The 13,130-nt window shown below is 55.1% G+C and carries 12 protein-coding genes; 7 read left to right on the top strand and 5 right to left on the bottom strand.

Going from position 1 to position 13,130, the window contains the following annotated elements; translation table 11 throughout:
- Positions 1 to 517: 517 nt before the first annotated feature.
- On the bottom strand, positions 518 to 676 hold the full coding sequence (locus LJN55_RS11270) for a hypothetical protein (RefSeq protein WP_227536270.1): 159 nt from the start codon (positions 674 to 676) through the stop codon (positions 518 to 520).
- Between the two features lie 208 nt (positions 677 to 884).
- Between LJN55_RS11270 and LJN55_RS11275 the strand changes: the two genes are divergently transcribed.
- The 3 genes from LJN55_RS11275 to LJN55_RS11285 all read left to right on the top strand — a co-directional run bounded on the left by LJN55_RS11275 (position 885) and on the right by LJN55_RS11285 (position 2,642).
- Entirely contained in the window at positions 885 to 1,802 is a 918-nt protein-coding gene (locus tag LJN55_RS11275; RefSeq protein WP_133846497.1) for a sugar ABC transporter substrate-binding protein, read from the top strand.
- 83 nt (positions 1,803 to 1,885) lie between these two features.
- Positions 1,886 to 2,356: a ribonuclease domain-containing protein gene (locus tag LJN55_RS11280; protein WP_159338176.1), complete on the top strand. Its 471-nt coding sequence runs from the start codon at positions 1,886 to 1,888 to the stop codon at positions 2,354 to 2,356.
- Position 2,357: 1 nt separating this feature from the next.
- Positions 2,358 to 2,642 (top strand): barstar family protein, encoded by a 285-nt coding sequence (locus LJN55_RS11285; protein WP_133846499.1) that lies wholly within the window; start codon positions 2,358 to 2,360, stop codon positions 2,640 to 2,642.
- Here the strand turns inward: LJN55_RS11285 and LJN55_RS11290 are convergent.
- From LJN55_RS11290 to LJN55_RS11300, 3 genes are read right to left on the bottom strand one after another with little or no spacing between them, the layout of a single operon-like run.
- Complete coding sequence (locus tag LJN55_RS11290) at positions 2,639 to 5,029, bottom strand: virulence factor SrfC family protein (protein WP_227536271.1); 2,391 nt, start codon at positions 5,027 to 5,029, stop codon at positions 2,639 to 2,641. The genes LJN55_RS11285 and LJN55_RS11290 overlap by 4 nt on opposite strands.
- Positions 5,026 to 8,010: a virulence factor SrfB gene (locus tag LJN55_RS11295; protein ID WP_227536272.1), complete on the bottom strand. Its 2,985-nt coding sequence runs from the start codon at positions 8,008 to 8,010 to the stop codon at positions 5,026 to 5,028. The genes LJN55_RS11290 and LJN55_RS11295 overlap by 4 nt, the downstream gene beginning before the upstream one ends.
- Entirely contained in the window at positions 8,010 to 9,461 is a 1,452-nt protein-coding gene (locus LJN55_RS11300) for an SrfA family protein (RefSeq protein WP_227536273.1), read from the bottom strand. Before LJN55_RS11300 ends, LJN55_RS11295 begins: the two co-directional genes overlap by 1 nt.
- A gap of 295 nt (positions 9,462 to 9,756) precedes the next feature.
- Between LJN55_RS11300 and LJN55_RS11305 the strand changes: the two genes are divergently transcribed.
- Both LJN55_RS11305 and LJN55_RS11310 read left to right on the top strand, forming a co-directional pair.
- Positions 9,757 to 10,506, top strand: a complete 750-nt coding sequence (locus LJN55_RS11305) for a hypothetical protein (RefSeq protein WP_227536274.1) — start codon at positions 9,757 to 9,759, stop codon at positions 10,504 to 10,506.
- Positions 10,507 to 10,591: 85 nt separating this feature from the next.
- Complete coding sequence (locus tag LJN55_RS11310) at positions 10,592 to 11,041, top strand: hypothetical protein (protein ID WP_320443524.1); 450 nt, start codon at positions 10,592 to 10,594, stop codon at positions 11,039 to 11,041.
- Between the two features lie 89 nt (positions 11,042 to 11,130).
- On the opposite strand, the gene LJN55_RS11315 is transcribed toward LJN55_RS11310, so the two are convergent.
- Positions 11,131 to 11,757, bottom strand: coding sequence for a Vat family streptogramin A O-acetyltransferase (locus tag LJN55_RS11315; protein ID WP_227536275.1), 627 nt, complete (start codon positions 11,755 to 11,757; stop codon positions 11,131 to 11,133).
- Positions 11,758 to 11,862: 105 nt separating this feature from the next.
- Between LJN55_RS11315 and LJN55_RS11320 the strand changes: the two genes are divergently transcribed.
- A complete protein-coding gene (locus tag LJN55_RS11320) occupies positions 11,863 to 12,477 on the top strand; it encodes a class I SAM-dependent methyltransferase (RefSeq protein ID WP_227536276.1) in 615 nt (204 codons plus the stop codon).
- 102 nt (positions 12,478 to 12,579) lie between these two features.
- Positions 12,580 to 13,014, top strand: a complete 435-nt coding sequence (locus LJN55_RS11325; RefSeq protein WP_227536277.1) for a hypothetical protein — start codon at positions 12,580 to 12,582, stop codon at positions 13,012 to 13,014.
- Positions 13,015 to 13,130 lie beyond the last annotated feature (116 nt).

Consider the following 13,130-nt stretch of genomic DNA (forward strand, 5'->3'; position numbering starts at 1 on the left):
CTGCGGGGATGGGGCCAGTTTGAGGTAAGCCGGACGTCACGCGACAGGACGTCGCGTGCCGAGGCCCGCATGGATGCGGCAGTTGCCGTTCCGGCGTGCTCAAACTGGCCTCAGACCTGAAAGCAGACTGTCAGCCACAAATGACCGGGGATCCTTAACGCGTTATCCTGCCATGTGTGGTGCAGATGCTGAAGTGTTAAACAGGCTCTCATGCTGTAATTTTATTTTATGCTGCTATACGTACAAATAACCTGCAATTAGAAGCATAAACATGCTGAATATTCAGTGTCGTGTCTCGCGTTCTCCGAGGGGAGTAATTTCGGATCTGGGATAATATGCTGTTCGGCCTGGTGTGAATCGGTCATGCAGAGTAACCACTCCCGATCGTCAGGCATAAAAAACCCGGCTTTCGCCGGGCGGTATAATCTGCACCATTAACGGAACCAGCAATGATCCCAGGGTAAGAATAGCCTTAGGTCAAAAAAGCGCCAGTAATAATGAGAAATATAATTTTTTCTTAACCCACCACTATGCCAACCACGAGATTGACCAGTCCCGCCAGCAGCATCGTCCCGGCAGGGATCAGATAGTTTTTGTCTTTTTTACGCAAGAAAAGAGCGATAAAGAACAGGCCGATAGCCAGTAGTGGCAGGGCAGTGAGGATAAATGTCGACATGCTGACTCCTTAGCAAAACATCTTTCAGTCCAGTGAGAATAGAAAGCACTATAACCCAAACGCTGCCACTAAACGCTAAAGCGTGACCGATGTTATGGTTTCGTTAAATTTTGATTGCTGACAAACCATTTATTTCATTATCATCTAAATACGGTTATTGCATTTCATTTAACCCGTGCGAACATCTTGCTGCCTCTGGAGAATAATAATGAAACATATGAAAAAACTGCTGCTGGTTGCGGCGTTGAGCTGCTCCACTTCTGCACTGGCTGAAACCATTGGTGTTTCAATGGCCTACTTCGACCAGAACTTCCTGACCATTATTCGCCAGGCCATCGACAAAGAAGCGAAGGCACGCGGGATCACCGTACAGTTTGAAGATGCGCGCGGCGACGTGGGGCGTCAGACCGATCAGGTTCAGAGTTTTATCAGTGCCGGTGTGGATGCGATTATCGTTGACCCGGTTAACTCGGCGGGCACCCCGGCGATGACCAAACTGGTCAGCCAGGCCAAAGTGCCGCTGGTGTATGTTAACCGCACGCCGGGTGATAAAACGCTGCCGCCGGGCGTGGTGTTTGTTGGTTCTGATGAGAAACAGTCAGGCACCTTGCAGATGGAAGAGCTGGCGCGTCTGGCTAACTATCAGGGCAAAGTGGGCGTGATGATCGGTAACCTCAGCGATGCAGGTGCGCTGCAACGTACCAAAGACGTTGAACAGGTGGTAGCCAAGTACCCGAAAATGAAAGTGGTGCAGAAGCAGAGCGCTAACTACTCGCGCAGCGAAGGGATGGACCTGATGCTGAGCTGGATCACCAACGGTGAAGAGATCGATATTGTGGCCGCCAACAATGATGAAATGGCGATTGGTGCCATTATGGCACTGCAACAGTCCGGTAAAAAAGACAGCAAAGTGCTGGTGGGCGGGATTGATGCCACGCCGGACGGCCTGAAAGCGATGTCCTCCGGTAAAATGCAGGTCACGGTATTCCAGGATGCGGTAGGCCAGGGCAAAGCCTCTGTGGATGTGGCCCAGCGCATGATCAAAGGCGAAAAACTCGATTCCTATCACTGGATCCCGTTTGAGCTGGTCACCCCGGAAAATATGAAAAAGTACGAAGAGAAGTAATTTTTTCTGCCAGCGGCCCTGAGAACAAGGCCGCTGTGCATTTTTCCCCTCGCTCCGCATCGTCGTTTTGCTAAACTGCTCAAATGAATAAAAAACTCATTATTGCCGCTATCTTGGCGATCGTCGCCAGCTACGCCGGTCTGCGTCAACAGGGCGAGTCGCGTGCGCCTGCCACCCGCCATGAGCAACCCGTATCCCGCCAGCAGAACGGCAGCAACGACATCAGCGCGCTGACGCAGCAACAGCGCGTGGCGGACTATCTGCATCAGCACCAGCGGCTGCCGGACTATTACATCCGCAAAGGGGATGCGCGGCGTCAGGGCTGGGATCCGTCCAAAGGCAATCTGTGTGACGTGCTGCCTGGCCGGGCAATCGGGGGCGATCGCTTCAGTAATCGTGAAGGGGGCTTGCCGGAGAAAAACGGACGGCACTGGTTCGAGGCTGACGTTAACTATCAGTGCGGGCGGCGTGGAACGGATCGCATGCTCTATTCCAGCGATGGCCTGATCTATGTGACCCGCGACCATTACCGTCACTTTGAGCAGGTGAACTGAGATGCAGATGGCGACGTTCGATTTACAGCAGGTGCGCGACAGCGACGATTTCTACCGTCAGTTTGCGCTGAAATTTGACCTGAGCTACTTCGGGAACAATCTCGATGCGCTGTGGGATATGTTAACGGCGGGGATTGAACTGCCGGTGCGCATCACCCTGCGACATCTCGATCGGCATCCGCAGCGGGCGGCGCTGGAGCGCATTCTGGCGGTGATGCAGGAGGCAGAGCAGGAAACCGGCGGGGCATTCAGTGTGCGTGTCAGCCGAATGCCCGCCGGAGATTAGCGGCGGATAACCTTCAAAATTTGCGCCAGTTTCTCGCGCTGTTCCAGACTGATTTCGCGCGAAGCGGCATAACCGGCATTCTGCACAATCATCTCATTTAACCCCACCAGCCAGTCGTAAATATAAAACGCTGCATGGTTGTTGGGCTTCAGTGCCAGGCGCGTCAGGCGCTGACCAGGCCCGAGGTTGACGGTCTGCGCTTCCGGTTTGGCAAAAATCTTCTGCCCCCGGTTGATGCGGCTTTCCGGGCGCTGCGCTTCCGGCAACTGCTGGAACCCGAGCCAGGCGACAAAATCACCCAGCACGCTGAGCGCCCTGGAGACCTGGCGGTCGGCAATCTGCTCTGGAGGCAGCCCTTGCGCATCGCTGTCGGCCAGCACGCGCATCAGGGAACCTTCTAATTCCTGGCGCACGCTGGCGGTGATCAGCTCTTCGGTCAGCATCTCCAGCGTGGGCTTACTCACGCCTAACAACTCGAGCAGTGGGCCGTTGTCCGGCAGCAGGCGCAGCTGATTCACCCAGTGGCGATACACGCTCTGCGCAAACTCCGCTTCCTGATCGACGGCGGGCACGCTGTGATAGCTGGTCTGTACCGCAGTGAGCGGTTCGTCGCTGAGCAGGTCGATGGTCATTCCGATGCCAAAAGGATCGTCTTCGTTGATACTGTACTCATCGGCAGCGGTGCGTTCGGTACGCAACTGACGTTGCAGGAAAAGATGGCGCAGCGTATCGCGTACCGGCACCAGGCGCTCCAGCAGTTCACCGTGCACCCCGGTACGGGTTTGCAGGGCTTTCAGCAGGGATTCCGCAATACGCAGACGCTCCGCCGGATCTTCCCCTTCAGCTGCCTGATACCAGCGACCAAGCAGATTTTCACTCAGTTCGCGCTGGATCTCGGCACGCTGTGTGGCAATACGCGCCAGTTTGCTGTCGGTGCGCACTTCATTGACCAGATAGCCCGCCATACGCTGCACGCCTTTCTCATCCATCGCCAGCATGGCGCCCCAGGCATCACCCGGGTTGCCAACAAAGCGCTGCACGGCGGCATCATGATTGTGGCCGTGAGTAATGCGCTGATCGAACGGGGTCATCGCCCAGATCAACCCCGGCTTACGACCGGTTCGCTGCGCGGTGGTCTCGCCCTGGGTCTGTTTTACCCAGAAGTCGAGCAGGCGGCCAATATGGCGGGTTTCATTACGGTGAGCCGAGGCGCTGCACACCAGCAGATGGGTCACATCCTGCTCAATGGCTGCACGCTGTAACAGGAACGGGCGACGAGCCTGTAAAAACTCCAGCGCCAGTTCGTGATGCTCGTCGTCAGGCAACACGGTTAATTCGATAAAGCCCGGGAAATCGAGCAGGTCGACTTCGGTAAACAGCTCTTCACGCGGCGCGCTATAGAGCGGCAGCAGCACTTCACGGCTGAGCAGCGTCAGTTCGGCCAGCGCCACGCTGACCGGGGCGAGTGCGCGACCGTTATGGCGCGGCACCACCTGCAACGTCAGGTCGGCTGTGGCATTAAACTGGCTGACCCCGGAGCTGTTTAACAGACTGTAAGAGGGTTCATCCAGCACGCTTAACGGTGCCAGCACCTGCGGCACGCAGGAGAGGTGATGCAGCACGTGGGCCAGCTGGCGATACAGCGCCGTCAGCTGACGATCTTCGCCCCACAACAGGGAGAACAGTCTGGCGCGGTCGTCAACACCCAGCTGCGGTGCGAGTTCAACGGCCTGCGGCCAGAAATGGCTGTCCAGCGCGCTGCTGCGCGCCAGGCTGATGGTCAGTGCATCCCACAACGCCACCATCTGATGGCGGTTAATGCCTGCAACCGGTTCCGGCTGGCGATACATCGCCACGTTTTGCACGCGTTCGCCCAGCTGGGATTCATCCAGTGGCGTGACAGTGTCACTGCCACGTTGCGCGTATTGCAGTGCCAGCACCGCCACCAAATCACATTCGGTCAACAGGGAGAGCTGTACCGGCCAGTTGCTGTCGCTGCTCTGCTGCTGGCCGCTGAAGCGCTGCACCAGATTCGCTGTATGCTGCGGTGGATTGAGCTGGCTGGCGTAATCCACCACGCTGTTACCCAGTGCACATTCCAGGCGGCCTTTCTCGCTGGATGCCAGTGCACCAATCAAATAGGACTTGCCCGCCTGGGCCAGGCCAAACAGCCCAATGGCACAGTTCAGCGGGGTATTCCGCGCCAGTACGCTGGCATGGTTATGCTGACGCAGCAGTTTGATCGCCAGACGATCCGCTTCCATATTCAGGCGAGGCGCCTGCGAACGGTTCACATCAAGCCAGGCCAGCGCCTGCTCAATGCTCTGGGTCAGGGCATCACGTTTTTTATTCGCCTGGGCGGTCAGGATTTTATTCAGAGATTTCATTTCTTGTAGACGCTCCCGCTGTCAATCCAGTAATGCGCCATACCTGAAGCGCTGCTGGCCAGCGTATTCAGACGCAGGCGCAGATGCTCCAGCGGCACCTGGCTGCCATCATCCAGAGTGGCATCGGCAATATCAAACCGTTCCGGGCCAAATTCACCAAACGGACGGCTGACCGCCAGCTTGATACGTAACACTTTATCGCCCGCAACGCTGCGCGCCAGCTGAGAATCCACAATGGTCAATGTATAGAGCGGCGAAGCAGGCCAGCGGTCGTTATCCAACTGACGGAAGCCAAGCGTGATGGCCCCGCGCACCTGGAAGCGGCTGCGGACATCCAGCGTGAAGTTGTGCTGATCCAGATCGATATCACTGTACCAGACGTTTTCGGCCGTCAGTGCGCCGGTGCCGTCGAGCATGCCAAGATAGCGGATTGTTGAGTACGGCTGGAAATCACCGGCTTTAAACCAGAAGTTAGCCAGTCGCAGATCGAGCGACAGCAGGCATAGCATCGCCCCCACCGCCGCCGTTGATTTCGGGTTCTCGATCTTTCCCTGTTTGTTGAACGGATACCAGTCATTGGTGTGGTAACCATCCAGCGACAGAATACGGCTGACCGGCAGCGGTTGCAGATGGCGGAACAGCGCCTGCACACCGGGGAAGCGCGAAGGGCGCCCGGTCAGCAGCAGCACGTCACAATCATACACGGCCACCACTTCCGACATGGAACGCAGGCTGTGCGTGATGTTCATACGCGGGGAGAGGAACTCCGCGTGCAGCTTACTGAGGCGCACAATCAGCGGCACCGCGAGAATATCGAAACCTTTGGCTTCGCCCGGCAGCTCGCGCTGGATCTCGCGGTTAATATAGTCGAGTAATTTTTCCGTTGGTGCCTGTGCCAGCAGTTCGCCGAAGCGGGCATCAATTTCAGCCGTCAGATCGAGCGGGTCGAAAGTCTCATAGGCTTCGAGGATCGCCTGGCCCAGCGGAATAAACAGTTGTAATGTCACCTGCTGACGCAGCGTGGAGTGCCCGTCAAGACGGCCTTCGTGGCCAAACAGACGCGTCATCACCGCTTCCGGATTGACCATGCCTGCCTGCTTAAATGCCCCCTGCAAGGCAGGCAGCACGTACAGTTGGATCACATCCAGCAGAATATCGTCACCCGCCAGCTTGAAGCCTTCACGGAACAGCAGGCGCGGCATGATTTTGACGTTGTTGCCCACGCCGTCGTCCAGGCGGTACTGAGTGATCGCGAGGTCGGTGGTGCCGCCGCCGATATCAATGGAGGCAATGCGCAGCGTTTTGCCTGCCGGTTCATCGGCGGCGCGCGCGCGGTCCGGGCGCGCCATGCTGGCGAAGAAGGCTTCGGCACGGCCGCCAAAGTTCACCTGGGTTTCGTTATACAGGTACACCATCTGCCCACAGGTGGCTTCATCCCATTCCATCTGCACATCCGGCACCGGCACGCTGCTTTTGGCTTTGTCTGCGGCGCTGGTGAAATCATCATCCATCGGGTGCCAGCCCATCGCTTTCCACACCAGTGCAATGGCTTCCAGCATCCGGCGGCGGAAGATCTCACGTTCCGGCTTTGGCATCGCCGAAGGCAGGGTGAGGATAATATTGCGCAGCTGGCGCGGGGCGCTGCTGTGCAGCATCTTCTGGCGTTGCAGCGGGCTGTTCATCTGCAACAGCGCCTGCGCCAGCAGTTCAGAAAGCATCAGGCTCATCACCGAACTGCGGCTGTAGTGCGGCGCGAACACCGGCAGGCGTTCCTCCAGCGGAATGCTGTAGAGCGGCTGGCCCTCGTCATTGATCAGATAGGTCAGCGGCAGTGCCGTCGCCAGCGGTTCCTGCAACACATTGCCGGGCGTGCGGCTGAAGCGCCAGCCCGGCGTATAGCTCTCTTCATCCCACAGATAACGACGCGGGCTGGAGAGACCGGTGGCGCCTTCAGTGCCAAGGCGCTGTAACGCCAGCTGCCCGGCTTCACGGCCGACGCGGGTAATGGAAGGCCAGATAAAGGCATCATCACGGCCACTTTCCAATGAGAAGTTCTGCTTACCAAAACTGGCCTGGGCGAACTCCACCCGGCTTTCAAACAGCTCGTTATACAGCTGATGCGGCTCGCTGAGGTTACGCATCTGCAATTCGTAGGTGTGCTTCAGCCCCTGATGATCGTCAACATGATCTTCCACCATGATGCCGCAGGTGTGTGAGTTGCCGACGTCGAGGATCAAATCAACGGCAATGGCGGGTTCCTGAAGGGTGGCCGCGCTGATTTTCAGCTCCGGCACGGAGAGTTGCTGACCGAGCAGATGCAGAATATTCAGATAGTGTGCCTGGTACTCGAACTCACGCAGTGATGCTTTGATGTTCACCTGCGGGCGCTGTTCCAGCGTGGCGGCTGCCTGAGTAAAGGCCTCGCGCAGCCAGCCGTCAATCCAGGTGTGATCGAGAAACTCACCCAGTTCATCGCTGCGATGGGCCAGCGCAAAACTGACGCCGTTCTTCACATCGTTAACGTTCAGCGCCAGCGATTCATCCTCTCCATCGGCCCAGACTTTGGTATCGAACGCCAGCACCACGCGGTGAGTATTACCATTGGCGTCCGGCGTATCCAGTGCCACGATGCGCACGCGTGCCCAGTTATCCGGCCCACCAATAAAGGTGCGAGGAGGATTAAAACGGAAGAACGGCAACGGCAACCACTGGCCGTTAAGCAGCGTCAGCGACTGTGCCAGCGGGAAACTGAATTCGGGTTTCACCACTTCCGGTGGCGTGCCCGCTGCCTGTGGCAGCAGATATTTACCGGCCTGCGCGTGATAATTCAGGCGCAGCAGCGGGCCATTCGCGGTCTGACGGACAAATTTTCCCGGCCAGTCAGCGTTCAGATCCGGGTTTAACGCAAAGTCGAGGAACTGAATGCCGCTGTTCTGAACCAGCGTCATATTCGGTTTGAAGTCAGCAATTGTCGCCAGCATTATGATTTACTCTCACGCTTCATGGTCATTGGCAGCACGGTGTCGTCGTTATAGCGGCCACTGCATTCGGCAGCACCAGTCAGACCCTGTTTACACACCAGTTCCGGCATCTGATAGCGGGAACCGTCGGTGCAGCGTGCTTTGGTGCGGCTGTTAATCACCAGGTTACCGGAAGACATCAGCCCGGCAAACACATCCACCTTACAGGTGACGCCACTTCCCTGGGTAATGCGGGCAGTGCCTTTGCCGTTTTTCAGCTGATATTTCAGCATCGGTGGGGTGCCGGTCGGCAGGTTTTTCTGCACCAGCACACGCCAGTTGCCGTTGAGGAATTTCGTTGAACCAATCTTAACGGCATCCTGCGGCATCACCAGGTCATCTTTGCCTGCCGGACGCGCATCCGAGACCGCTTCAGGGGCCGGAGCAGGCTCTGTCGCTGCTACCGCCGGGGTAGCTGGAACAGGTGCAATCACTGCTGCGGCCAGCGGCAGTGTGGTGGTTTTCACCGGAACCACCGCCGCGGCGGTCGCGACAGGCTGAGGTTCAGGCTGTGGTGCGGGTTCAGCGGCCGTTTGTTTGGCGATGGGCGCATCATGCGGTTCTTCTGCCGGTTTGTCGCTGCGGTTTTTCAGCTGCACGCCAAAGGTGATCAGCAGAGCAACGGCGGGCAATACCCAGCTGTAACGCAGCCAGATTTTAGCTTTCGGTTTCGTGGTTGCAGCGGCAGGTGCCACTGGAGCAGACTCTGGCTCGGATTCCTCAACCGCTTCTGGCTCATCGATAATTTCCAGTGCTGGCATCGGCGGAACCACCACCGGAGGCGGCACCGGAACAGGCGCGGCCACAGCAGGCTCGGGCGCGATCAGCGGGGCAATCACCGGGGAGACTGTCGCGGCAATCGAAGTCGGCGTGACCAGCGGCGCAGCAGCAGGAGCCAGGCGCGACAGACCGAGGGACGGCACATCATCTTCTTCAATGCGCAGACAGTCGAAGACATCCTGACGTGATTTTTTATCCAGGCTGACAAAGCCCCAGAAGGTAATCACCGGTTTGCCACCGACAAGGTAAACGTAGTTTTGATCGGGGAATTGCAGGGCTTTGTTGAGCAGGGCGCCAAACAGTTTCTGGCTGGGTTTATCCGACTGCTGCGCACGTTCGCCGATGTCGGCAATCGTGGTCTGACAGGCCAGCAGTTGATTCAGTGCTGCGGTGCGCGCGCTGTTGCTGGCAGCGGCCCAGGAGGTGACTTTTCCCTCCACCGGGGAGTACCAGTCAAGGCGGTCTCCGGCATCGTTCGGCTGCGGGATAGCCAGGCAGTCGGCGACCTGCGATTGTTTTCTCAGGCGCAGGGTTTCGCGCAGTTGCAAAGCCGACAGATAAACGGGCTGCCCGTTCTCACCGAGGGCGAGGATGGCGTCGAGATTACCGCTGCGTAAGAAGATTTTTGCCACGCAAAGAGACCTTATAGTCAGAGTTCGGAAGTAAAAAGCGTGTGTAATCAGACTATTTTAGTTGTACGTGACTTAAATCAAATGCGCAAATAAGCAATAAAACAGGTGAGTACTTAGGGCATAACCCGGTGATCTGGTGAAGATTTCGCCAGTGCTGGTGACCAACGTCATCTGTCGACTGCTGACTGCATGTTCAGTTCTGATATACAGGTTATATTAGTTTCATTAATGACTTCTAATATTGAATCGCATAATATCGCATTTTTGGGATCTCGCCCGCGATGGAGTCGTAAACGTGTTAAATAAAATAGTGATTAGCAGCGTGCTGGTGCTGGCGGGTTGTTCGGTTTCAGCTGAAAAACCGCTACCGCCATTAAAATCGCAGGTCACGCCACAATCAACAACGCCTGCCACCCCCCAGTTAAAAGCACCGATTCGTAAGTCCGGGCCGAACGCGGTTTTCAAATCAACACGCTCACCTTATTCGATAGCAAGTTGTTTTATCGACTACTGGTCTCCACCCAAATCACCCCCAGGATTGATAATGGAGACTGAACGTATCGAGTTGAAAGATGAAAATGGCGTGACGCACAAATTTACCCGCGAAATAGTCGATGAAGTTGCCACTAAAGCCGCAGAAGAAGACTGGAAAACACACCGTGAAGACTATGCCTTTATGGAAAAAAGAGGCTTTAAGATAGAGAAAGAAAAATGGGGGTATTCTGTTCGTAAAACAAAGGCTGGCAGTAAAGCAGTGGATATTTTTAAGGAAAATGATTATTCAGTGGTGAACTACTATTTCCCTGACGTGTCACAATACCCTACCATCACACGTTATTCTATTGGTTATGGGGGAGTATCCAGGGAAGGTGTCAAACAAAAATATGATCCGCTCATCGATGATGGAATCAAGTATTGTGTTAAAGAATCATTGTATAAACCGCACAGTAGCACTGAAAAAAAACCTACAGATCAGCGTGGTGATAATGGGGCAGGCAGTGGTTTAATTGACTTTATGGTTAAAGTATTAGCTGTGGATTTATAATAAAAGTCTGGTGGTCAGGTTAAAATCGGGTAAAAAATTTTAACCTGATGGGTGATCATTTTTCAAACAGGCAAGGAGGCCAGGGATGAGAAAACGAAACAATAATTACCTTATGCATAAATCAGTTAAAGTGTTCAGTGGTATTATAATCGTGGTCGCTGCTGCACTTGCCTGTGCCTGGCCTTATATAAAAATGGAATTTTCCGGGAGCGCTCACTATAACGAACAGGATAAACGCGAATATCGATTTTACACACCGGATATTCTGAAAAACATCCCCCGCATCTCACCCCAGTATGATTTTGACTTTGCCAATATCACGGGGCCTGCATCGCACGTTTATGCCATCAGATTCTATGATACCGACAACGTCAGTAAGATTGATGCCTATCTGAATAGGATGGGATACAAGAAACAAGATAGTTGTCATATCGAAGCCGTGTGCTGGCGCAGTAATGATCCTCAAGAGGTTATCACTGTGAGTAAGCTGGAAAACCCTGAAGCGTTATTAGTTTCCGTTATTTATACTTTTTGAGTGGGAGAATGTTATGAATTCCACAGCATCCTCCCTGAGGATTGTTTCTTACTTCAAAATAATAAAACCGGTTGAACCCGGTCCATCCGTTATTGCCGTAAACGCGCAACATCACCGCCACTGATCGCCGCCAGATTATGCGTGATCTTCTCTGGTGACCAGTCCCACCAGGCGATTTTCTCCAGCTCGGCAATCACTTCATCGCTGAAACGCTGACGGATCACCTTCGCCGGGTTTCCTCCTACAATGCTGTAAGCAGGAACATCAGACACCACCACTGAACGTGATGAGATAATCGCGCCGTTACCGATGGTGACGCCGGGCATAATCAGGCAGTCATAACCCATCCACACGTCATTACCCACGCGGGTGTCGCCTTTATAGGGCAGGTCACCAGGCTCGGGCGCAGCACTTTCCCAGCCGTTGCCGAAGATAAAGAAAGGGAAGGTAGAGAGGCCGGAGGTCTTATGATTGGCGCCATTCATGATAAATTTCACCCCGCGCGCCAGGGCACAAAATTTACCCATAATCAGCTTATCGCCGATAAACGGGTAGTGATAAAGCACGTTACGCTCAAAGTTCTCTGCACCTTCCGGGTCGTCGTAATAGGTGTAATCACCAATCAGGATATTGGGATTGCTCACGCTATTTTTGATAAAGCAGACCTGCGGAAAGCCAGGCAAGGGGTGAAGAGTGGCGGGATCGGGTCCGTGCATAGATGCTCCTGAAATGAAATCCTGAGGGGCAGTATAGACCGCCGACGGATATTTTGTGATACCGTCACCGAGGCTTTTCCGCAGCGACTATGGCAAGAGGAACATATGGATCATGCTGATGCAGCAGACAACATTATCACTCTGTACGTAGACGGAGCAGAGGTCTGGGACCAGCACCGTAGCAGCGGTGGTCATTTTTTTGAACAACCCTGGCTGGATAAATTCCTCCGTCTGGTCCGGCCCGCCGGACACATTCTGGATATCGGCTGCGGGGCAGGAAAACCGATTGCTGAATACTTTCTGCAACAGCAATTTGCCGTCACCGGTATTGATGCCTCAGCGCCGATGATTGCACGCTGCCGTGAACGCTTTCCTGCCAGCCGCTGGCAGGTGGCCGATATGCGCACGCTACAACTGGATGTGACCTTTGACGGCTTACTGGCCTGGGACAGCTTCTTTCATCTCACGCGCGATCATCAGCGCCAGATGTTCAAACGCTTTGCCCGGCATGCCCGGTCCGGCGCTCCGCTGATGTTCACCAGTGGCCCCGATGATGGTGAAGCGATAGGGACCTTTCTCGACCAGCCGCTGTATCACGCCAGCCTGGCCCACGATGAGTTTCGCCAGTTACTGACTGAAAATGGTTTTCGCGTGGTGGAGCAGGTCACAGAAGATACAAGCTGTGGTGGCAGAACGATATGGCTGGCGCAGCAGATGTAAACTTCTCGTAAATTAAGAACAACCCTAATCAGTTACGGGTGTTTTTAGCCTGGCACGGGAGTATTATAGCCGTCTGAAATTACGCTGAGGATAGATCGCTTAATGTTTTCTCGTTCCACGCTCGCCGCGCTCACGGCCACCTTACTGCTGGCAGGTTGCAGCCACAAAACCACGCAGGCCCCGGCAACGGTAGATGTGTCTGCCGCCGAAGCGACACCTGCGGTTTCCGCGTTTGCTGCCGGCCCGACGCAGCTTAACGTGACCCACGTTATCTCCCGTGCTGACGATGGCTCCTCCGTCATCCTGACCATCGACGGCGTTGAAGCCGGTACGCTGACACGCGGAGAAAACAAAGAACTGTATGTTCCCGAAGGGAAGCATAAGGTTGGTGGCTATGTTCAGACACTGTTTGGCCTGGGCCGTGTGACCATTCAGTCGGTGGAAGTCACCACCAAAACGGATCAGGCAACGCATGTGTCCTATTCCGTCACAAAAAACAAACCCGCGTTTACCCTGACAGAAAAAGCCGCAGGCTGATGCTGTTCTTACCCTGTTCCACGCAAGGAACAGGGTAATCGCCCCCATTCTCAGACGATCCCTAACCCTGTACTGCCGATCTCTCCGCACTGAGCCGCTATAATGGTCAGTTCATT

This window comes from Erwinia rhapontici (genome assembly GCF_020683125.1).
In the GTDB taxonomy this organism is placed as follows: domain Bacteria; phylum Pseudomonadota; class Gammaproteobacteria; order Enterobacterales; family Enterobacteriaceae; genus Erwinia; species Erwinia rhapontici.